General features: G+C 62.6%; 15 protein-coding genes. 10 read left to right on the forward strand and 5 right to left on the reverse strand.

Annotated features, from left to right (window positions below; translation table 11 throughout):
• Positions 1 to 6: 6 nt before the first annotated feature.
• Positions 7 to 3177, forward strand: a complete 3171-nt coding sequence (locus V1293_RS26600) for an efflux RND transporter permease subunit (RefSeq protein WP_334513552.1) — start codon at positions 7 to 9, stop codon at positions 3175 to 3177.
• Between the two features lie 377 nt (positions 3178 to 3554).
• A complete protein-coding gene (locus V1293_RS26605) occupies positions 3555 to 4673 on the forward strand; it encodes an amidohydrolase family protein (protein ID WP_334513553.1) in 1119 nt (372 codons plus the stop codon).
• A gap of 98 nt (positions 4674 to 4771) precedes the next feature.
• Here V1293_RS26605 and V1293_RS26610 read toward each other — a convergent pair whose 3' ends face one another.
• Entirely contained in the window at positions 4772 to 5773 is a 1002-nt protein-coding gene (locus V1293_RS26610) for an NADP-dependent oxidoreductase (protein WP_334513555.1), read from the reverse strand.
• Positions 5774 to 5994: 221 nt separating this feature from the next.
• Here V1293_RS26610 and V1293_RS26615 point away from each other — a divergent pair, with 221 nt between their 5' ends.
• Positions 5995 to 7284, forward strand: coding sequence for a dicarboxylate/amino acid:cation symporter (locus V1293_RS26615; RefSeq protein ID WP_334513556.1), 1290 nt, complete (start codon positions 5995 to 5997; stop codon positions 7282 to 7284).
• A gap of 12 nt (positions 7285 to 7296) precedes the next feature.
• Positions 7297 to 8223, forward strand: a complete 927-nt coding sequence (locus V1293_RS26620; RefSeq protein WP_334513557.1) for an amino acid ABC transporter substrate-binding protein — start codon at positions 7297 to 7299, stop codon at positions 8221 to 8223.
• Positions 8224 to 8345: 122 nt separating this feature from the next.
• Here the strand turns inward: V1293_RS26620 and V1293_RS26625 are convergent, their stop codons facing one another.
• The gene (locus V1293_RS26625; RefSeq protein WP_334513558.1) at positions 8346 to 9662 is read right to left on the reverse strand and encodes a bifunctional folylpolyglutamate synthase/dihydrofolate synthase; all 1317 of its coding nucleotides are present in this window, start codon (positions 9660 to 9662) and stop codon (positions 8346 to 8348) included.
• Complete coding sequence (locus tag V1293_RS26630) at positions 9663 to 10661, reverse strand: hypothetical protein (protein ID WP_334513560.1); 999 nt, start codon at positions 10659 to 10661, stop codon at positions 9663 to 9665.
• Between the two features lie 289 nt (positions 10662 to 10950).
• Here V1293_RS26630 and V1293_RS26635 point away from each other — a divergent pair, with 289 nt between their 5' ends.
• The 6 genes from V1293_RS26635 to V1293_RS26660 all read left to right on the forward strand — a co-directional run bounded on the left by V1293_RS26635 (position 10951) and on the right by V1293_RS26660 (position 19068).
• Entirely contained in the window at positions 10951 to 11724 is a 774-nt protein-coding gene (locus V1293_RS26635) for a ferredoxin--NADP reductase (RefSeq protein WP_334444722.1), read from the forward strand.
• 249 nt (positions 11725 to 11973) lie between these two features.
• Positions 11974 to 12219 carry a hypothetical protein gene (locus tag V1293_RS26640; protein WP_334513562.1) on the forward strand — a complete coding sequence of 82 codons (246 nt, stop codon included), beginning with the start codon at positions 11974 to 11976 and terminating at the stop codon, positions 12217 to 12219.
• A gap of 86 nt (positions 12220 to 12305) precedes the next feature.
• The gene (locus V1293_RS26645) at positions 12306 to 13937 is read left to right on the forward strand and encodes an FMN-binding glutamate synthase family protein (protein ID WP_334513563.1); all 1632 of its coding nucleotides are present in this window, start codon (positions 12306 to 12308) and stop codon (positions 13935 to 13937) included.
• A 156-nt stretch (positions 13938 to 14093) separates the two neighbouring features.
• Positions 14094 to 14492, forward strand: a complete 399-nt coding sequence (locus V1293_RS26650; RefSeq protein ID WP_334513565.1) for a hypothetical protein — start codon at positions 14094 to 14096, stop codon at positions 14490 to 14492.
• 119 nt (positions 14493 to 14611) lie between these two features.
• On the forward strand, positions 14612 to 15769 hold the full coding sequence (locus V1293_RS26655) for an efflux RND transporter periplasmic adaptor subunit (RefSeq protein ID WP_334513568.1): 1158 nt from the start codon (positions 14612 to 14614) through the stop codon (positions 15767 to 15769).
• On the forward strand, positions 15769 to 19068 hold the full coding sequence (locus V1293_RS26660; protein ID WP_334513570.1) for an efflux RND transporter permease subunit: 3300 nt from the start codon (positions 15769 to 15771) through the stop codon (positions 19066 to 19068). Before V1293_RS26655 ends, V1293_RS26660 begins: the two co-directional genes overlap by 1 nt.
• On the opposite strand, the gene V1293_RS26665 is transcribed toward V1293_RS26660, so the two are convergent.
• Together V1293_RS26665 and V1293_RS26670 are read right to left on the reverse strand one after the other, a co-directional pair.
• Positions 18988 to 19338: a DUF3147 family protein gene (locus tag V1293_RS26665; RefSeq protein ID WP_334513572.1), complete on the reverse strand. Its 351-nt coding sequence runs from the start codon at positions 19336 to 19338 to the stop codon at positions 18988 to 18990. The genes V1293_RS26660 and V1293_RS26665 overlap by 81 nt on opposite strands.
• A 102-nt stretch (positions 19339 to 19440) precedes the next feature.
• Entirely contained in the window at positions 19441 to 21342 is a 1902-nt protein-coding gene (locus tag V1293_RS26670; RefSeq protein ID WP_334516918.1) for a carbohydrate porin, read from the reverse strand.
• Positions 21343 to 21411: the final 69 nt, after the last annotated feature.

A 21411-nucleotide genomic window follows, 5' to 3' on the forward strand; every position in this document is an offset into this window, starting at 1 on the left:
CGGGCCATGATTTCGAAATTTTTCATCGAGCGGCCGGTTCTTTCCAACGTCATCGCGATCCTGATGATCCTGATCGGCGGCGTCAGCCTGTTGCGGCTCGCGGTGGCGCAATATCCCGACGTCGTGCCGCCAACGGTCCAGGTGACGACCCGCTATCCCGGCGCCAGCGCCAAGACCGTGATCGATACGGTGGCGCTGCCGATCGAGCAGCAGGTCAACGGCGTCGAGGACATGCTCTACATGCAGTCCTACAGCGGCGCCGACGGCTCCTATTCGCTGACGGTCACCTTCAAGATCGGCACCGACCTCAACTTCGCGCAGGTGCTGGTGCAGAACCGGGTGTCGAGCGCGCTGGCGCAATTGCCGCAATCGGTGCAGAACCAGGGCGTCACCGTGCAGAAGAAGTCGACGGCGATCCTGCTGTTCGTGACGCTGACGTCGCCGAAATCGACCTATGACAGCCTGTTTCTGAGCAACTACGCCACGATCAATATTCGCGACGAGCTGTCGCGTCTGCCCGGCGTCGGCAACGTCACCGTGTTCGGCGCCGGCCAGTATTCGATGCGGGTCTGGCTCGATCCGAACAAGCTGCAGGCGCGCAACCTGATGCCGCAGGACGTCATTTCCGCGATCCAGCAGCAGAGCCAGCAGGTCACCGCGGGCCAGGTCGGCGCGCCGCCGACGCCTCCGGGACAGGCGTTCCAGTATACGCTGAACGTCAGCGGCAGGCTCGATGACACCAGCGAGTTCGAGAACGTGGTCGTCAAGACCGGCACCAGCGGCGATGTCACCCGCGTGCGCGACGTCGGCTGGGTCGAACTTGGCGCACAGACCTATAGCCAGGTGTTCTCGCTCAACAACAAGCCGGCCACCGGCATCGGCGTGTTCCAGTCGCCCGGCGCCAACGCTCTGGAGGTCGAGCAGGCGGTCAAGAAGAAGATGGACGTGCTGGCGAAGGCGTTTCCGCAGGACATTACTTATGATGCGCCGTTCGACACCACCAAATTTGTCTCGGAATCGATCAATGAGGTCTACAAGACGCTGATCGAGGCCGGTCTTCTCGTCCTCGTCGTGATCCTGATCTTCCTGCAGGACTGGCGCGCGATGCTGGTGCCCGCGACCACGGTGCCGGTGACGATCATCGGCGCCTTTGCCGCGATGGCGGCGCTCGGCTTCACCGTCAATATCTCGACCCTGTTTGCGATCGTGCTCGCGATCGGCATCGTGGTTGACGACGCCATCGTTGTGGTCGAAGGCGCCGCGCACAATATCGAGAAGGAGATGTCGGGCCATGACGCCGCGATCAGCGCGATGAACGCGCTGTTCGCGCCGATCATCGGCATCACGCTGGTGCTGATCTCGGTGTTCCTGCCGTCGGCGTTCCTGCCGGGATTGACCGGGCGGATGTATGCACAGTTCGCGCTGGTGATCGCCGCAACCGCGCTGCTCAGCGCCATCAATGCGGCGACGCTGAAGCCGACGCAGTGCGCGCTATGGCTGCGCCGGCCGGTGCCGCCGGAACAGCGCAACTTTTTCTATCGCGGCTTCAACGCGGTCTATAACCGGCTCGAGGCCGGCTATAGCCGGCTGATCGGCCGTCTGGTTGCCCACAGCAATGTGTCGGTCATCTGCGCGCTGATCCTGATTGCGATCGGCGGTTATGGACTGTCGCGCGTGCCGACCGGCTTCATTCCGATCGAGGACCAGGGCTATCTCCTGGTCGCCGTGCAATTGCCTGATGGTGCGGCGCTTGAGCGTACCCAGCGTGTGCTTACCCAGGTCAGCGAGATAACCGGCAAAGCCCCGGGCGTCGATCAGGTGATCACCATTGCCGGCATCTCCGCGCTCGACAATTCCTCCAGCCTCGCCAATGCGGGCGTCGCCTATTTGATCCTGAAAGAGTGGAGCGCGCGAGGGCCAGGTGAGGATTTGCGGTCGCTGTTCGTCGGATTGAACGAAAAACTCTCCGTCATCGAGGAGGCGCGGATCCTCGTGGTCCCGCCGCCGCCGATCCAGGGTATCGGTAACGCCGCCGGCTTCGCAATGCAGGTCCAGCTCCGCGACGGCAATTCCGACTTCAGCAAGTTGCAGGCGATCACCGGCGCGATCGTCGCCAATGCGTCGTCACAGAGCGCGCTGCAGCGGGTGAGTTCGCCGTTCCGCTCGATGGTGCCGCAGTTCGACATCGAGGTGGATCGAATCAAGACCCAGACGCTGCATGTCACGACCGACCAGATCTTCTCGACGCTGTCGTCCTACATGGGTTCGACCTTCGTCAACCAGTTCAACAAATTCGGCCGTACCTTCCAGGTCTATGCGCAGGCGGACGCGCAATTCCGCCTGACGCCGCGTGACATCCAGAACATGATGGTGCGTAACAGCAATGGCGACATGATCCCGCTCGGCACCGTGGCAAAGATCACGCCGGCGGTCGGTCCGTCGCTGATCAGCCTGTACAACCTGTATCCTTCCGCAACCATCATCGGCCTGCCGGCGACGGGTTACAGTTCAGGCCAGTCGATGAATCTGATGGAGCAGGTTGCCGCGAAGACCCTGCCGCCCGGCACGGGCTTCGAGTGGACGGCGATGTCGTACCAGGAGAAGGTCGTCGGCGGCCAGATCTATTGGGCGTTCGGCCTGGCCCTGCTGCTGGTTTACCTCGTGCTGGCCGGACAATATGAAAGCTGGTACGCGCCGATATCGGTGATTCTGGCGGTGCCGCTGTCCTTGCTGGGCCCAATGATCGTGCTGACCGGATTGAGGATCGAGAACAACCTCTATACCCAAATCGGCATCATCCTGTTGATCGCGCTGTCGGCCAAGAACGCCATCCTGATCGTCGAGGTGGCGCTGGAACTGCACGTGCGCGATCGCAAGCCGTTGCTGGAATCCGCCGTCGAGGCGGCGCGAGCCCGGTTCCGGCCGATCCTAATGACGTCGTTTGCTTTCATCTTCGGCATGCTCCCGCTGGTGCTAGCGACCGGCGCCGGCGCCAACGCCCGGAAATCGATTGGCATCACGGCATTCTCCGGCATGCTGGCGTCGACCTGCCTTGCCGTGCTGTTTGTGCCGACGTTCTTTGTCGTGATCCAGCGGTTCGAGAACTGGCTCAAGGAGCGCAAGGTGAAGAAGGCGGAGGCGCAGACGGCGGCGGAAGCGTCAAGCGCAGCGCATTAGTCTATCCACGTCGTCCTGGACAAGTGAGCGTAGCGAGCGCGATCCGGGACCCATACCCACCGATGCATATGATGCGAGGGCTGGGGCCACAGCCCGCTCACCGCTAACATCGGTGGTTATGGATCCCCGCGTTCGCGGGGACGACGGGTGATAGAGTTCGGCCCACACCCTCATGCGTTTGCCGCGATTCTCGCCAGCCGGTCTGACGGAACCATAGTTCCGTTCCGATGTTGTCAGCGGCCACGTGCGACGGGATGCGACGCCGCAGACGTGGCATTGCCTCGCGTACTCCCCAAAAACGTCTGCCTGTCCGCCGAATCATTCGGAAGTCAGGATACCCTTGAAAGAAAACAAGAAAAAAGTGGAGGAAACGTCTCATGACCACCCGCCGTGATTTTCTGAAGACCGGTAGCGCGGCTGTCGCCACCGGCGTCGTCTTCTGCAGCTGCGGTCTGCTGCACAGCGTGCAAGCCCGACAGACCCTGCCGATCAAGGTCGCCGGACAACGAGTAAGAACGATCGACGTCCACTCCCACTGCCACTTCCGCGAAGCCGGCGCGCTGCTCGGCGCCGATGCCGCCGCAGCCCAGCTTCCGCCGGTCAATGGCGCGGAAGAGGCTTTCATCGAAATCGACCGGCGGCTCGCCGCCATGGATGCCCAGGCCGTCGACATGGAAGTGCTGTCGATCAATCCGTTCTGGTACAACCGCGAGCGCGATCTGGCCGGCCAGATCGTGAAGATTCAAAACGAAAGGCTGGCTGAACTCTGTGCCTCAAGGCCCGACCGCTTTGCGGCTTTCGCTTCGCTGACCCTGCAGGCGCCCGATCTTGCCGTGCAGGAGCTCGAGACCGCGGTGAAGAAGCAGGACCTGAAGGGCGCCGCGATCGGCGACGTCGTCAACGGCGTCGAATTCTCCGATCCGAAATTCCACCCGGTATGGGCCAAGGCGGAAGAACTCGGCGTGCCCTTGTTCATCCATCCGCAAGGCATTGCTGAACTCAGCAAGCGACTCTCGGGCAACGGCTGGCTCGCCAACACGATTGGCAATCCGCTGGGGACAACGCTGGCGCTCTCGCATCTTATCTTCGAGGGTACCTTCGATCGCTTTCCCGGGCTGAAGGTGATTGCGGCCCATGGCGGCGGCTACCTGCCGTCCTACGCCGATCGTTCGGATCATGCGTGCCTAGTGGGTCCCAAAGGCTGCAATCCGGCCGTAGCGCTCAAGAAAAAGCCGACCGAATACCTCAAGCAGATCTATTTCGATTCCCTGGTCTTCTCGCCGGAGGCGATCCGCCATCTGGCGGCCCAGGTCGGCGCCGGCCAGATCGTGCTGGGCAGCGACTACCCCTATCCTTGGCAGCTCAACCCGGTGGACCACATTTTCGATTCCACATCGCTCAGCGACGACGAAAAAGCCGACATCCTCGGCCGCACCGCGGAAAGGCTGTTCAATCTGGAGGCGCAGACCGTCGGGACAAGCACGGTGAAGCAGTGATCTTCGAGTCCCGGACGCAGTCGTCGCCGAGCGTGACGCCGTAGCCTGCTTTCACCTCGCCCCGCTCTTGCGCGCGAGCGGGGAGAGGTGAAGCGACGTCACACCTTCACCATGCGCTTGCCGCGGTTCTCGCCGGCGAGCAGGCCGATCAGCGCCTTTGGCGTGTTCTCGATTCCGTCGATCACGTCCTCTTGCACCTTCAATTTGCCGGAGGCGACCCAGGACCGCAGGTCGGCCAGCGCGGCGGCGCTCTCATTCATGTAGTCCATCACGATGAAGCCCTGCATGATGAGGCGTTTCACCACGATCAGGCCGGGCACGCCGCGCGGGCCGTGGGCCGACGGCACGCCGTCATATTGCGAGATCGCGCCGCAGCAGGCGATGCGGCCGCGGTTGTTCATCAGCGAAAGACAGGCTTCGAGAATGTCGCCGCCGACATTGTCGAAATAGACGTCGATGCCCTTGGGGGCGGCCGCCCGCAACGCCTTGAAGGTGGCGCCGTCCTTGTAATCGACCGCGGCGTCGAAGCCGAGTTCGGACGTCAGCCAGTGGCACTTGTCCTTGCCGCCGGCGATGCCGACGACATGGCAGCCCTTGATCTTCGCGATCTGCCCGACGATCGATCCAACCGAACCGGCAGCAGCCGAGACCACCACCGTCTCGCCTTCCCTGGGCTTGCCGACCTGCAGCAGACCGAAATAAGCGGTGAGGCCGGCGATGCCGTAGACGCTGAGCAGATGCGTCATCGGCTCCATGTCAGGCATCTTCGTGAGATGCTTTGCCGGCACCGCCGCGTAATCCTGCCAGCCGGTGTCGCCGAACACGATATCTCCAGGGGCAAGTCCGGGCGCCTTCGAGGAAACGACTTCGGCGATGCTGCCGCCGGCCATCACGGTGTTGGCCTCGACGGCGGCGCGATAGGTGGCGCCGTGCATCCACGCCCGGTTGGCGGCATCGAGCGAGATATAGCGTGCCTTCACGAGCACCTCGCCGTCCTTCGGCTCGGGCAGTTTCCCGCTGACCATTTTGAAATGCTCGGGTCCGAGCTTGCCGGTCGGCTTCTCGACCAGCAGAATCTGACGATTGACAGTGTCGTTCATGATGTTCTCTCCCCTTGGCGTTGTTGTTCTGGCGTTTCCGGATGCAATTGACTGCGCATCAGGCGATCACCTGCACAGATTGTGCGCTGCATGAACGCTAGTCGGCGCGCGCGCATTTCACAACGGGAACATTCTGGCAAGCGTGCAAAACGCCGCAAGCTTGTTGCGTCCCCATGCAAATCTGCCAAACTTGTGGTTGCCGAAACTTACGGGGGTAAGAAATGTCCAGCAGGTTTACGCAGTACATCCTGATCGCGATGGCGCTCGGCATTGTGATGGGGACCATCGTTTTCAACTATATGCCTGAGAACCGCGTGGAGATCGCGGCATCCGTAAACCTGATTGCGATGCTGTTCCTGCGCCTGATCAAGATGATCATCGCGCCTTTGGTGTTCGCTACCCTGGTCGGGGGCATCGCGCATATGGGCTCCGGCTCGAAGCTCGGTCGCGTGTTCGCCAAGACGATGGGCTGGTTCGTCAGCGCCTCCTTTGTCTCGCTGCTGCTCGGCCTGGTGATGGTCAACCTGCTGCAGCCTGGCGCCAACTTTCCCGGTACGCTGCCGGACAAGGCGCAATCAACCGGCTTGCCGGTCTCGGCGTTCTCGATCGAAAAATTCCTGACCCACCTGATCCCGACCTCGATCGCGGACGCGATGGCGCAGAACGAAATCCTGCAGATCGTGGTGTTCGCGGTGTTCTTTGCGGTAGCGCTCGGCGCGATGCCGGAGCGCGCCAAGCCGATCATGGGGCTGATCGACGACCTCGCCCACATCATGCTGAAAGTGACCGGTTATGTGATGCTGTTCGCGCCGATCGCGGTGTGGGCGGCGATCATGGCGACCGTGTCGAAGAACGGCCTCGGCGTGCTGTGGAAGCTGATCGTCTTCATGGGCGGTTTCTATCTCTCGCTTCTGATCCTGTGGGGCATCCTGGTCGTGGTCGGCTTCATGGTGATCGGACCGCGATACAGTCACCTGCTGCGCTTGATCCGCGAGCCGCTGATGATCGCGTTCTCGACCGCATCCTCGGAGGCCGCCTATCCGAAGACGCTGGAAGGCCTCAATCGCTTCGGCGCCTCCTCGCGGATTTCGTCCTTCGTGCTGCCGCTCGGCTATTCCTTCAACCTCGACGGCACGATGATGTATTGCACCTTCGCCAGCGTTTTCATCGCGCAGACCTATCACATCGACATGTCGCTCGGCACCCAGCTTGCGATGCTGGCAACGCTGATGATCACCTCGAAGGGCGTTGCCGGCGTGCCGCGTGCTTCCCTCGTCGTGATCGCCTCGACGCTCAGCCAGTTCGGCATTCCCGAGGCCGGCCTGCTGATGATCATGGGCATCGATACCTTCCTCGACATGGGGCGCAGCGCCACCAACGTGATCGGCAATTCGCTGGCGACCGCCGTGGTGGCGAAGTGGGAGGGCGAGCTGAAGGCCGAGCACGAGCTCGGGCCGGATGACGCGGTTCCATCCGATGCCGTTCCGGGCGACGCCGTGCCGGCTCAGTGAGGGGAGAGATGCATGCATCAGTTCCCAAGGAGGTTGGCAGGGGTCGGCGGAATGCTGCTGGCCGCGTGCCTGCTGGCCACGCCGGCGCCCGCCCAGACCGCCAGCGAAGGGCTTAGCCCGACGCTCGCCAACATCAAGCGAACGCATGTCGTGCGTCTCGGCTACCGCGAGAGCTCGCCGCCGTTCTCGTTCCTGGATCACTCCAACCGGCCGATCGGCTACAGCCTCGAACTCTGCGAGGCGATCGTCGAGGAGATCGGGATCGAGGTCGACGATGCCAATCTCAAGATTGAATACGTCAAGGTCACTTCGGATGACCGCATTCAGGCGGTGGTGCAGAACAAGATCGACCTCGAATGCGGTTCGACCACGGCCAATGCCGAGCGCGCGAAACAGGTGGCGTTCTCGCCGCTGATATTCGTGGCCGGCACCAAGCTGATGGTGCCGAAGGCGTCCACCATCTCGGCGCCCACGGATCTGAAGGGCAAGACCGTGGTGGTGACGAAAGGCACCACCAACGAGCAGGCGATGCACACGATCGACAAGAAATTCTCGCTCGGCCTCAACATCGTGACGGCGCCCGATCACGAGCAATCCTATCAGACGCTGGTGGACGGCAAGGCCGATGCGTTCGCGACAGATGACATCCTGCTTTACGGCCTGATCGCGCGGCACAAGGCGCAGGATAAATTCAAGGTCACGGGCGAATATCTGTCCTACGATCCCTACGGCATCATGTTCCGCAAGGGCGAGCCGCAGTTGAAGGCCGTGGTCGACCGCACCTTCCGCAAGCTCGGCTCCGGCCGGGACCTGGTCCCGCTCTACAACAAATGGTTCGTCGCGCGGCTGCCGACCGGCGAAAGGCTGGGCGTGTCGATCTCGCCGCAGCTCGAAGAGGCCTTCAAGGTGCTCGACGATACGCAAGGGACGAGCAATTAGGGCGCCTTGGGAACATTGCAATCACGCCGTCATGCCCGGGCTTGTCCCGGGCATCCACGTTTTGGCGGTGATAAAGAAAGAAGGCGTGGATGGCCGGGACGAGCCCGCCATGACTGAAACCGCTAGAAAAACTTCAAGTCTTCCGCTCGGCCGCCTTTGGCGGCGGTCGCGTACTCGATCGCGAGGAATAATCCGCCGGCTACATAGATTTTTTGCCGCTTCGCCTTGGCCAGTTCCTGCGAGACACGAACCGCGTCCTCGATCGTCCTGGCAAGGCGAATAACCGCCTTCGGATTGGCAAGCCTCGCGGCGGCGGCGATCCCCTCGGCACTCGCTCCCTTGTGATGGGCTGCCGTGCAGATGATCGTATCGAACGATGGCGCCAGTGCGCCGATGATTTCGTCCGCCTTCTTGTCGCGCGAGGCGCCGGTGACAAGGATCCAATTGTCGGCGCCGTGGATCGCCGTGAGGCTTGCGAGCGATTGCCGGATGCCATCGGGGGTGTGGCCGACGTCGATCACGGTGAGCGGGTCGTGCTGGATGATTTCAAGCCGGCCGGGCCAGCGCGTATCGCGCAGGCCGGCGCGAACAGCGGTTTCGATCCGATCGGACGCCCTGCGCGGATGCTCACGTTGCAGCCAGAGCAGGAACAGGGCGGCAGCAATGGCGGCGTTGTTGAACTGGAATGCGCCCGGCAGGCTCACTTCGAGGCGGCGATAATCATGATATCCGAACTGGAAATCGAAGTGCTGGTCTGACGCGGCGGTCACCGCGTTATCGATACGGATATCATCGCGGATGAACAGCGGCGTGCAGCCGCACCCGCGATTATATTCGACGAGATGCGGCCGCAAGTCCCGGCAGTTCTCGCCATAGACGATCGTGCCGCCGGCGGCGCAGGCGTCGCTCTTGTCCGATACGATCAGTTCAAGCGAGTTTCCGAGCAGTTCGACATGCTCGTAATCAACCGAGGTGACGCAGGTCTCGCGCGCGCCGATCAGGCGGACCGGATCGTAGCGGCCGCCGATGCCGGCCTCGAACACGGCGAAGTCGCATCCGCTCGCCTGGAAGTGCAGGCAGGCGAGCGCAAACAGCGCTTCGAAAGCGCCGAACTGCTCGCCCATCTGCTTTGAGACGTCGGCGATGGCAGCTTCGACCCGCAGTTTCAGGCGACCGAGCGCGTCGTCGCCGATCTCGACGCCACCGACCTGAACTCGTTCATTGAAGCGCAGCAGATGCGGCGAGGTGAAGAGGCCGGTCCGCAGACCATAGGCACGGGCGATAGCGGCGCACATCGCCGCGGTGCTGCCCTTGCCGTTCGAGCCGGTTACCACCACCGAGATGCGCTGCAGCCGCGCGCGATCGATTCCGAGCGCTTCCAGTAACCCGGCCATGCGCGCGAGGCAGATGCCATCGCCGTATTTCGGCAGGTCGAACACTTACAGTAGCCCCATGGCGGAGAAGGTGTGATGCCAGATCTTCAGGATCAGGTCGCCGCGATTGGAATCCTCCAGTAGCCGGATCGACGGGTTGGAGTTCACCTCGATGATCTCGATCGCATCCGGATCGCCGCCGATATCGACGAACATGTCGATGGCGGCGACGCGAAGTCCGATCGCACGGGCGGCTTGCCGCGAGAGCGTGATGGCCTTTTCGGATGGTGCATCCGCCAGCACCATCGTGCCCCCCGCGCTCAGATTCATCCGCCCGGGAATCTCCCGCCGTTCGCCCTTTGCCGGGACAGCATCGAGCGATGGATCATTGTTCGACAGCGAAGCCGGCGAGAGGCCGCGGGCGCGCAAGGTGTCGTTATGGGCGGCGAGCAACTCGCGAGCGGTGTGCACGCCGTCGCCTGTGACGGATGGCGGATATTTTCGAGCGCAATACAGCACGTCATCGTCGAGCAGGAACACGCGATACTCGATCCCTTCGATGATCGGCTGGATCAGTACCGCATCGTAATACTTCATGACGTCATCCAGATAGCGAACGAGCGCCGTTTCGCCATGAACGGCTTGCGCGAAATCGCCCCGCGATCCCGTGAGCGGCTTGACGAAGGCCGCTCCACCCAATCTCCTGAAACAGTCGGTGGTATCGCTTCGGTCATGTCCAACGGGGCGATGGGCGCGGTGGCGGTCGTGCAGGAAGAAATACTCACCGCCGAGCGCCGGCACGCCGGCTTCGCGCAGGATCCGGCTCGTAAAATGCTTGTCGGACGCCAGCGTCGAGGCGGTCGCGTTGTTTTGCGGATACCAGGAGCATCGGCCGGCGCCGAAATGAAGCATCCCGTTATGCGATGAGACGCTGAAAAGGAGTCCCGATCCGCCGTCGAGGTCGCGAAATTCCAGCCCGAATTCGGCGCAGGCGAATTCGGCATAGACCGACTGGTCCGGATAGAAGCCCGGTTTTCCCTCTCGAAACTCAGTTGGGCTTTGCATGCGATCTCTTTTGAAACGTTCTTAATTTGGTGTGGTCATTTATTGCCAGATCGATGCCGAATTCAGCAAGTTAATTGCGTGAGAAAGCGTTAACGAAGCGAATCGAACCTTTTTGCAAATTAGACCGACAGCCATTCCGAGTTCTCAATTGTGCTGCAGGTCATATTGACTATGTGTGTCCCGTGCGCAAATGAAGCGCCAAATCGCCAATGATTTCGCTGATTTTTGGCTCTTCGCGGCCCGAAAACCGAAACGTTCTACATCGAGACGTCAGGAAAAACGAAAACCCATGAGCGCATTCTATAGAGAGAAGGTTCTTTCTGTTCGCCACTGGACCGATACGCTTTTCAGCTTTCGGGCCACCCGCGATTCCGGTTTCCGCTTCCAGAACGGCCAGTTTGCGATGATCGGCCTCGAGGTCGAGGGCCGGCCGCTGCTGCGCGCCTACAGCATGGCGAGCGCCAATCACGAGGAAGAACTCGAATTCTTCTCCATCAAGGTCGCGGACGGGCCGCTGACCTCGAAGCTGCAGAAGATCCGCGAAGGCGATGAAATCCTGGTCGGCCGCAAGGCGACCGGCACGCTGATCACCGACAATCTGATTCCGGGCAAGCGCTTGCTGCTGCTGTCGACCGGAACCGGCCTCGCACCGTTCGCGAGCCTGATCAAGGACCCTGACGTCTATGAGCGGTTCGAGACCATCGTGCTCGTTCACGGCTGCCGTCAGGTTTCCGAACTCGCCTATGGCGAGGAACTCGTCGCCAAGCTGCGCGAGGACGAACTGTTCGGACCGCTGCTGTCGGAGAAGCTTTTGTATTACCCGACGGTGACCCGCGAGCCGTTCCGCAACCGCGGCCGCATCACGGACCTGATCTCGTCCGAGCAGTTGTTCAACGATATCCATCAGGCGCCGCTCAACATCGAGACCGACCGCATCATGATGTGCGGCAGCCCGGGGATGCTGGATGAGTTGAAGCAGATGTTCGAGTCCGGCGGCTTCCTCGAAGGCAGCCACAACACGCCCGGCCATTTCGTGATCGAGAAGGCGTTCGTCGAGCGGTGAGACGATCGAACCTTTATCCTTTGTCGTCCCTGCGAAAGCAGGGACCCATACGCCGCGGCCCATCTGTTAGGCGCTGGGGTGGTACCTTCTGCAACAATTAGAGCCGGTGGTTATGGGTCCCTGCGTTCGCAGGGACGACATGGCGCGAGATCCTCGCTCGCGTCCAGTAGCCCACCCCGTTCCCCCGCTGCCATAACACTCCCGAACGCCGCGCGGCCTGTGCCGGCGCGGCGATGAGGGAGTTCGTGCGTGTCGGTGCGCGAGGAGATCGGTCCGGCAAAGACCGCCTTTGTGTTTGCGGGCGGCGGCAGTTTCGGGGCCATTCAGGTGGGCATGCTGCATTCGCTCGCCGCCCACGGCGTCGCCGCGGATATGGTGGTTGGCTCCACCATTGGCGCCCTGAACGACGAGCGCCGGGCCGTTACGCTGCACTGCAAAAGCGACAGGTTTATTAAAGCCGCCAACTATTTTTTCGAGCCGACGTCACTTCCGTGAGCATCGCCCCGTATATCGTGTAGCGCTCGTTCCGGCGGTTGGACTAAGCTGGCGCCGGCGACACGACAATTCGGCTGAGGGATTCCATGGAAACGCTGCTGCTTCCGTTCTCGCCACGCTACATCGTGCTGACGATCTGCGCCGTCGTGACGGCCTTGCTGACCGGCATCGGGATTTTCGACCATAATCCGAAGGCGTGGGAAATCCTGCTGATCCCGATCGCGATTTTCGGCGCGCTCACATTTCTCGGCATTCGCGATCTGCTGCAGAAGAATCATGCCGTTCTGCGCAATTATCCGATTTCGGCGCATATTCGTTTCCTGCTCGAGGAAATTCGCCCGGAGATACGGCAATACTTCTTCGAGAGCGAGAAGGACGGCATGCCGTTCTCCCGCGACACCCGCGCTCTGGTCTATCAGCGCGCCAAGATGCAGCTCGACAAGCGGCCGTTCGGCACCCAGGAAGACGTCTATCGCGAGGGTTACGAATGGATGCATCATTCGGTGGCGCCGAAGGCTCGTAGCGGCGCGGAATTCCGCGTCACCGTCGGCGGTCCCGATTGCACCAATCCGTATTCGGCATCGGTCTTCAATATCTCGGCGATGAGTTTTGGCGCGCTCAGCCCCAACTCCGTGCGCGCGCTGAACGCCGGTGCCAGGAAGGGCGGCTTCGCGCACGACACCGGTGAGGGCGGTGTCAGCCCCTACCATCGCGAGAACGGCGGCGACATCATCTGGGAAATCGGCTCCGGCTATTTCGGTTGCCGCAACCGTGACGGCAGCTTCAATCCGGAGGAATTCGCGCGCATCTCGTCCGACGACCAGATCAAGATGGTCGAGCTCAAGATCAGCCAGGGCGCCAAGCCCGGTCATGGCGGCGTGCTGCCGGCAGCCAAGGTGTCGGAGGAGATCGCCAAGATCCGGGGCGTCCCTATGGGTGAGGATTGCATTTCGCCGGCCACCCACCGCGCGTTTTCGACACCGCTGCAGATGATGGCGTTTATCGGCGAGATGCGCAGGCTGTCGGGGGGCAAGCCGACCGGGTTCAAGATGTGTGTCGGCCACCCCTGGGAATTCTTGGGCATCTGCAAGGCGATGCTGGAGACCGGCATTTATCCTGACTTCATCGTCGTCGACGGCAATGAGGGCGGCACCGGCGCGGCCCCGCTGGAGTTCATGGATCATCTGGGGATGCCGATGCGCGAGGGCGTCAGCTTCGTCCACAACGCGCTGATCGGCATTAATGCGCGCGACCGCATCAGGATCGGCTGCGCCGGCAAGATCGCGACTGCCTTCGACATGGCCCGCGCCATGGCGATCGGCGCCGACTGGTGCAATTCCGCGCGCGGATTCATGTTCGCGCTCGGTTGCATCCAGTCCCTGAGCTGCCACACCGATCGCTGTCCGACCGGTGTGACCACGCAGGATCCTACCCGCGCCCGGGCGCTGGTGGTGCCACTCAAGACCGAGCGGGTCTACAGCTACCATCACGCCACCCTGCACGCGTTGTCCGAGCTTCTCGCCGCCGCCGGTCTCGACCACCCGCAGCAGCTGCGGCCGATCCACTTTTCGAAGCGGACGTCGAGCACCGAGGTCATGTCATTTGCAAAACTCTATCCGTCGCTGCGGCCGGGCGAGCTGATCGAAGGCACCCAGGATCCGCGCTTCCGCGACGCCTGGGCGATGGCGCGCGCGGATTCGTTCCAGCCCGTAGGGTAAAAATCCTGGCGGTTTCCCACGCTCTGTTGAATGTTGCCTGAATGGCTTCCGGTAAGGTTCCGGATTGCGGCAATTGTGGCAGCGTTAATTCGGGTTCACGCATCCGCGATGGTTCGGCGGTTGTGGGATTCCGCTCAATTATCTATACATGCAAGCATGTACGCCCTTCGCAGGAAGCCGGGGCTGGCCGGGTTTCGGTCACGCTGGTTGGCTCTGTTCTGTATCGCGCTGACCCTGTCGTTCGGCGCGACCGCGGCCGTGTCCGCGAGCGAGAGTGCGCATCATGAGGTCGAAGTCGCGCAAGCCGCGTCGCCTGCTACGACGATTATCTGCCTCGGTAACGACCGTTCCTGCGGACTGCCCGATCACGACGAGGATGATGTCGTGCCGCATCTTCACACGGTCGATGTCGGATCGGTTGGATTGCCCGCAGTCGAGGCGCCGGCCACGATCCACCAAGTGAAGGCAGAAAGCGTTCCACTGCCGGCAAACCTGTCTGTCGAGGGGTTGAAGCAGCCGACCCCCGAACGTCCCCCAAGAACCACCTGCATCTAGAGCGGCAGGCGCTTTTCGCGCCCTGCGAATGGATTCGAAACGGCGTCCATGCGCCGCGTCGGTCGTCGGCATATCCGCCGCCGCTCGCGCCGCGCGAGCTTTCTGCAGGAACGATCTAAATGTCTGTACCAACGAAGTTGTCAGCCCTTGGCTTTGGGCTTTGCCTGGCATTTGCGCAGCCAGCCTGGGCTGCGCCTGAAAGCCAGCCCGCGGTTGGCCGCGAAGGCGTCATCAAATTGTCTGCCGAGCAAGTCTCCGCCTTGCGCATCGAGGTGGCCCCGGTCGGACCCGGCAATCTGCTGCGCGCGGTTCGCGTGCCCGGCAACGTGATGATGGACCCCGATCGGATCGGACATGTGCCGGCTAAAGTCATCGGGACCGTGGTCGAGTTGCGCAAACGCCTCGGCGATGTGGTGCAGAAGGGCGAGGTCGTTGCCTACCTGGAAAGCCGCGAGGTTGCCGACGCCAAGAGCGAATTCCTGACGGCGGGGGCCAATCTCGAGTTGCAAACGACCCTGTTCGAGCGCGAGCGGTCGCTGTTTGAGAAGAAGATATCCGCCGAGCAGCAATTCCTCCGTGCCGAGAACGCATTTTCCCTGTCGAAGCTGCGGCACGATCTGGCGCGCCAGAAACTTTCGGCGCTGGATGTCGACGAGGCCGAGATCGCAGAGCTTCCGAAACAACCGGTCGCGAACCTGCGGCGCTATGCGCTGCGCTCGCCGATCGCCGGCCGGGTGATCGATCGGCGGGTCGATCTCGGCGCGCCGGTTGGCGGCGACCAGCAGGAGAAGGAGATCTATGTCATCGCCGATCTGTCGTCGGTCTGGGTCGAACTCGTCGCCTCGGCGCCGGATCTTGCACTCCTGAAGGAGGGCGATGGCATCACGATCGAGGATTCTGCGCGCGCAAAGGCCACCGGCAAGACCATCTTCATCAGCCCGATGGTGAGCAAGGAGACGAGGACGACGCGGGTCATCGTGTCGCTCGACAACACGGACGGACGTTGGCGTCCGGGATCCTTTGTCGGTGCAAGCATTCCCATCGACCGGCGCGCTGTCTCGTTGCTGCTGCCGAGAAGTTCGGTTCAGACCGTTGACGGAAAGCTGACGGCCTTCGTGCAGGTGCCGGAGGGATTTGAAGCGCGCGCGGTGCAGGCGGGAGCCATGACTGAGGATGCTGTCGAGGTGACGGGCGGCCTCAAGCCCGGCGAGATCGTCGCCGTGCTCAACACGTTTGTCCTGAAGTCCGATCTCGGAAAAGCAAAGGCGGACGAGTGATGATCGAGAAAATCCTCGACCTTTCGGTCCGTCACCGCTGGTTCATCGTGCTGCTGACCGGCGTCGCCTGCGCTCTTGGCGTCTGGTCGCTCAACAAGCTGCCGATCGATGCCGTGCCTGACGTCACCAACAACCAGGTGCAGATCAATGCCATCGCACCGGCGTTGACGCCGGTCGAGATGGAAAAGCAGATCACGTTCCAGATCGAAAATATCCTGGCCGGCACGCCGACCCTCGAATACACGCGCTCATTTTCCCGCAACGGCTTTGCCCAGGTGACGGCGGTCTTCCGTGACAAGACCAGCATTTACTTCGCCCGGCAGCAGGTAAATGAGCGCCTGCAGGAGATCCGGCAATCGCTTCCGCCCGAAGCCGAGGTCAGGCTCGGTCCGATCTCGACGGGCCTCGGCGAAGTGTATTGGTGGGCGGTCGAATACCGGAAGCCGGGAAAAGACACGCCGATTTCCGATGGCAAGCCGGGTTGGCAGAGCGACGGCAGCTATCTCACGCCGGAAGGCCGGTATCTGCGCAACGATTTCGAACGCGCGGTCTATCTGCGCACGGTCCAGGACTGGATCATCCGCCCGCAGATGCGGATGGTGCCGGGTATCGCCGGCGCCGATGCGATCGGCGGCTATGTCAAGCAATACCAGATCGCGCCGGATCCGGCCAAGTCGATCGCCTATGGCATCTCGTTCACCGACATCGTCAAGGCCGTTCAGGCTAACAATGCCAGCCGCGGCGCGAACTATGTCGAGCGCAACGGCGAGAATTACGTCGTGCGGGCCGCCGGACGCATCGAGGATATCTCCGAGATCGGCGAGATCGTCGTCGCCACCCGTGGCGACACGCCGCTGCGGGTGAAGGACCTGGCCGAGGTGTCGATCGGGCATGAACTTCGGACCGGCAGCGCCAGCCTCGACGGGCACGAGACCGTGCTCGGTACCGCGCTGATGCTGATCGGCGGCAACAGCCGGACGGTGTCCGCCGCCGCGGCTGCAAAGATCGAAGCGATCAGCAAGGCGCTGCCGCCCGGCATCGTCGCAAAGACCGTGCTGAACCGGACGCAACTGGTCGACGCCACCATCCACACGGTCGCCACGAACCTGTCGGAGGGCGCGCTCCTCGTCGTCGTCATCCTGTTCGCCCTGCTCGGCAATTTTCGCGCGGCATTGATCACGGCGCTGGTGATTCCGGCCGCGATGCTGTTGACGGTCACCGGCATGCTGCAGGCCAGGGTCAGTGCGAACCTGATGAGTCTCGGCGCGATCGACTTCGGCCTGATTGTCGACGGCGCGGTCATCATCACTGAAAACTGTCTCCGGCACCTCGCCAACCGGCAGCACCAGCTCGGACGCCAGCTCGATCTTCCGGAGCGGCTGGAGACGGTGCGGCTCGCCGCCAAGGAGATGGTTGCGCCGTCGGTCTACGGGCAGGCGGTGATCATGCTGGTCTACATCCCGCTGCTGACGTTTTCCGGCGTCGAAGGCAAGATGTTCGAGCCGATGGCGCTGACCGTCATCATCGCCTTGCTCTCGGCGTTCGTGCTGTCACTGACATTCGTTCCGGCAATGATCGCGATCGCCGTCACCGGGCGGGTGCAGGAAAAGCCGAACCGGCTGGTTCGCGGCCTGGCGGATCTCTACCGGTCGGCGCTCACGCGGTCATTGAAGGTGCCGGGCCTTGTGCTGGGCGTCGGCGCGGCGGCCTTTGCGCTGAGCGTCATGGTCTTTCTGTCGCTCGGACAGGAGTTCAATCCGACGCTCGATGAAAAGAACCTCGTGATCGAGGCGCGGCGGATTCCCAGCACGTCGCTGGCGCAATCGCAGGCCATGCAACTCGATCTCGAACAGGCAGTTTCGAAGTTTCGCGAAGTGGCATTCACGTTCTCTCGCGTCGGCACGCCCGACATCGCTGCCGATCCGATGCCTCCGAACGCGGCGGATACCTACGTCATCCTGAAGCCGCAGGAGGACTGGCCCGATCCGTCGACGACAAAGGCCGAGCTGATCGAACGTATGGAATCCGAACTGCAGAAACTGGTGGGCACCAGTTTCAGCTTCTCCCAGCCGATCCAGATGCGATTCAACGAGCTGATCGCCGGTGTTCGCGAGGATATCGCGGTCAAGATATTCGGCGACGAATTCGGGCCGATGCTGAAATCCGCCAACGAAGTGGCCGGCGTGTTGCGTGGCATTCACGGCGCCCAGGACATCAGGGTCGAGCAGGTGACCGGGTTGCCGTTCGTCGAAATCGGCATCGACAAGAAGGAGATATCGCGGCGGGGCTTGAGCATTGCCGCCGTTCAGGACGTGATCGGTACCGCGATCGGCGGGCGGGAGGCCGGGCTGGTGTTCGAAGGCGACCGCCGTTTCCAGATCGTGGTCCGTCTGCCGGATGCGCTGCGCGCCAATGCCGACGTGATTTCAGGCCTTCCAGTGCCGCTGCCGGGCGAGGGCGGAGCGCCGTCGCGCATGACGATTCCCTTGCGCGACGTGGCGTCGCTGACGTTCACGGAGGGGCCCAACCAGGTCAGCCGCGACAACGGAAAGCGCCGCGTCGTGGTGACGGCGAACGTGCGCGGCCGGGACATCGGCTCGGTGGTGCGCGAAGCCCAGGAGAAGATTTCGAAGGAAGTGAAGCTTCCACCCGGATACTGGATCACCTGGGGAGGACAGTTCGAGAACCTCACCTCGGCGCGGGAGCGCCTGATCATCGTGGTGCCTGCCTGCTTTGCGATGATATTTCTGATCCTGTTCGCGGCACTGGGCTCCGCGCGCGACGCGCTGCTGGTTTTCAGCGCGGTGCCGCTGGCGCTATCGGGAGGCATCGTGGCGCTCTGGCTGCGCGGCATGCCGTTCTCGGTCTCGGCCGCGGTCGGCTTCATCGCGCTGTCCGGCGTCGCCGTGCTCAACGGACTGGTGATGCTGACCTTCATCAAGCAGCTCATCGAGCGCGGCCAGCCTCGGCGGGAGGCGATTATCGACGGCGCGGTCACGAGGTTGCGACCGGTTGCCATGACGGCGCTGGTGGCGTCCGTCGGCTTCATCCCGATGGCGCTGGCCACCGGCACGGGAGCGGAAGTTCAGAAGCCGCTGGCGACCGTCGTGATCGGCGGGCTGATTACGGCGACCTTCCTGACGCTATTCGTGCTGCCGGCGCTCTATCGGCTGGTCGGCGCGGAAGGGAAAAGTGCGGGACCGGGAAAACCCGCCGATTCAGAGATGGATGCCGAACCTGGCGAGCACCCAGGCGGTGATGAAGTAGAGGATCACCGTTACCGCGCAGCTCGCCGCTAGGCTGGGCCAGAAGCCGGCGCCTGCCCTGAGCATCGCCGGCAGCATCAGGAACAGCGGCAGCGACGGCAGCACGTACCAGAACGTCGATTCCGAGACGCCGGCAATGCGCTCCGCATCGCCGGTGTCACGCCAAAGCCAGAGGAAGCTCAACAGCGAAAGCAGCGGCAGCGATACGACGAGCGCGCCGAACGCCGGACTGCGCTTGGCGATTTCCGACACCGCCGCGATGATGATGCCGGACAACGCGCATTTGATCACAAAGTACAGCATGAGGCGCCTCGATCAGGCACCGGAGCCCCGTTCCGATTGGATCGGAACAGGGCTCTGGATTCTTGAGCGACGAGTCCCCGTGCCTGGCAGGGACGACGTAAACTAGAACTCTCCGTGCAGCCTTCCGGAGAAGACATGGACTGGGCCACGGTCGGCGTTATAGGCGGGGTTGGTGATCAACTGGTAGTCCGCCGTGAGCGTCAACTGCCTGCTGAGCGCGTAGGCGTAATAGGCCTCCAGGATGCGCTCCTTGCGATAGTTGAGCTGGCCGTCGCCGATCAGGACGCCGAGCCCGCCGGCCGCGATGAAGTCGCGATGGTCGCGTGACAGCGCGTTGATCGCGCCGCCGATGCCGATCACGTCGTCGGGCCGGCCCCATCTGACGCCCTTGATCGAGGTCCCCAAGGAGAGCGAAGCGTCGATGTCGGTGAAGGCCATGATCTCGGTCTTGCCGTTGTTCCAGCTCCAGCGGCCGAACAATCCAATGTCGTCGGTCAGGGTCTGCTCGACGCTGACGACGTAGCCGTATTTGATGCGGCCGGTGCGGGTCTGCGCGATATCCAGATTGAGCGCTGGATTGTTCAGCGTCTCGCGGTAGCTTCCGGCATAGGCACTGTTGACCCAGCCGATGGTGCGCAGTTTTCCGGGCAGCGAGAACAGCGAATAGCGCAGTTCCAGTTCGCCTACGTAGCTGCCGCGCTGGCCTATGTTGGTGTCGAAGGCGTTGGAATTCGACACCGCCTGCATCAGGAAATAACCGCCGCGCAGCGCCCATTGCTTCTGGTTGAGCTCGGCGGTGACGCCGTAGGACAATCCGACCTTGTCGGCCGAATAGTCGAACGCGCCGGGCGCCCACATCGACCAGTTCATGAAATCCTTGCGGGTGTCCTTGGCGTAGGAGTTGCCGTCGAACACGTCGGGCACGGCGAACTTGCCGGCCTGAAGCGTCAGCCGGTTGACGTCGACCTTGCCGCCGAGCTGGCTTGGGCCGCTGGCCAGCTCTTCCTGCTCGCCGCCAAAGCCGAAGGTCTGGCGCAGAAACAAGCGCGACGTGTTGTAATGCGGGTAGGGGAAGTTGGATTTCTGCGCTTCGCCGTTGGGAAAGCCCGCTGCGCCGACCGTGTCGTTCAGGCCGAAGCCCTGCAGCAGTTCGGGATTGTAATAGACCTCGCCGCCTTCCCAGAGCCGGGCGTTCAGATAGAGGCTGTTGCTCCAGGTCGCCTGCGCCTGCCGTGCCGGCGTGAGGCTGTTGGTGCCGGTATAGGGGGCACGGAATCCCGGATAGCCCTGCGGCAGATACGTGGTCTGGCCATGGATTTCCCAGCGGTCGGATTCCGGATCGGTCAAATCGCTCTTCGGCGTCCGGCTGTTCGATCCCGGCCAGTCCACCTTGCGGTTGAGGCCGATGCGAACCTGCTGGAAGTCGAGTGTCGAACTATGTTCCGCGCCCAAGGGAAAGCGAACGTTGGCGCGATCGAACTGGCTGTAGAGATATTCGAGCTTGACGCTCCAGTGCGGCGCGAAGGCGTATTCCACGCCGGCGCCCGCCGCCCAGCCGGGACGGACGTTGATGTGCTTTTGGTCGGGACCGGCGTCGGGCGTGTTGATGAAGCGCTCGCCTGCCCAGGCGAAACCGCCGGTGGCGTAAAACAGCCAGTGCCCGCTGGCATAGCCGACGCGGCCGCGCGCGGTGCCGACATAATCCAGTTGGTGGACGACCTCCGAGCGCATGCCGGTCAGCGTGGAGATGATCGAATTGGAGATGATGTAATTCGGAAACGTCAGGTCGGCTTCGACGCCGAGCAGCAGGCCGGAAGGCAATTGCACATTGTAGCCGCCCTGTACGCCGCCGATCACGCCGCTGAAGACGCTGCCGGCAGTCGAAACCGGCAGCGGATCCGAGAGCACCGCGCTTGAGGATCCGCGGCCGTAGCCGGTATGTCCGCCGATGTAGAAGCCGCTCCAGTCGAACGCCGGACGAAGATGGGGTGCCTTGAGCGGCATGTCGGCCGCAATCGCCGGGCTGCCGAGCGCCAGCGCGCCGAACGCGGCGCCGGCCAGCGCATGTTCCAG

Source organism: Bradyrhizobium sp. AZCC 1693 (assembly GCF_036924745.1).
Lineage (GTDB): Bacteria > Pseudomonadota > Alphaproteobacteria > Rhizobiales > Xanthobacteraceae > Bradyrhizobium.

What these genes read in the sequence shown, in the direction of transcription:
- V1293_RS26605 (WP_334513553.1), top strand. Translation starts at nt 3,555, where the DNA reads ATGACCACCCGCCGTGATTTTCTGAAGACCGGTAGCGCGGCTGTCGCC.
- V1293_RS26660 (WP_334513570.1), top strand. Translation starts at nt 15,769, where the DNA reads ATGATCGAGAAAATCCTCGACCTTTCGGTCCGTCACCGCTGGTTCATC.
- V1293_RS26655 (WP_334513568.1), top strand. Translation starts at nt 14,612, where the DNA reads ATGTCTGTACCAACGAAGTTGTCAGCCCTTGGCTTTGGGCTTTGCCTG.
- V1293_RS26620 (WP_334513557.1), top strand. Translation starts at nt 7,297, where the DNA reads ATGCATCAGTTCCCAAGGAGGTTGGCAGGGGTCGGCGGAATGCTGCTG.
- V1293_RS26670 (WP_334516918.1), bottom strand. Translation starts at nt 21,342, where the DNA reads ATGCCGCTCAAGGCACCCCATCTTCGTCCGGCGTTCGACTGGAGCGGC.
- V1293_RS26650 (WP_334513565.1), top strand. Translation starts at nt 14,094, where the DNA reads ATGTACGCCCTTCGCAGGAAGCCGGGGCTGGCCGGGTTTCGGTCACGC.
- V1293_RS26600 (WP_334513552.1), top strand. Translation starts at nt 7, where the DNA reads ATGATTTCGAAATTTTTCATCGAGCGGCCGGTTCTTTCCAACGTCATC.
- V1293_RS26610 (WP_334513555.1), bottom strand. Translation starts at nt 5,773, where the DNA reads ATGAACGACACTGTCAATCGTCAGATTCTGCTGGTCGAGAAGCCGACC.
- V1293_RS26615 (WP_334513556.1), top strand. Translation starts at nt 5,995, where the DNA reads ATGTCCAGCAGGTTTACGCAGTACATCCTGATCGCGATGGCGCTCGGC.
- V1293_RS26645 (WP_334513563.1), top strand. Translation starts at nt 12,306, where the DNA reads ATGGAAACGCTGCTGCTTCCGTTCTCGCCACGCTACATCGTGCTGACG.
- V1293_RS26630 (WP_334513560.1), bottom strand. Translation starts at nt 10,661, where the DNA reads ATGCAAAGCCCAACTGAGTTTCGAGAGGGAAAACCGGGCTTCTATCCG.
- V1293_RS26635 (WP_334444722.1), top strand. Translation starts at nt 10,951, where the DNA reads ATGAGCGCATTCTATAGAGAGAAGGTTCTTTCTGTTCGCCACTGGACC.
- V1293_RS26665 (WP_334513572.1), bottom strand. Translation starts at nt 19,338, where the DNA reads ATGCTGTACTTTGTGATCAAATGCGCGTTGTCCGGCATCATCATCGCG.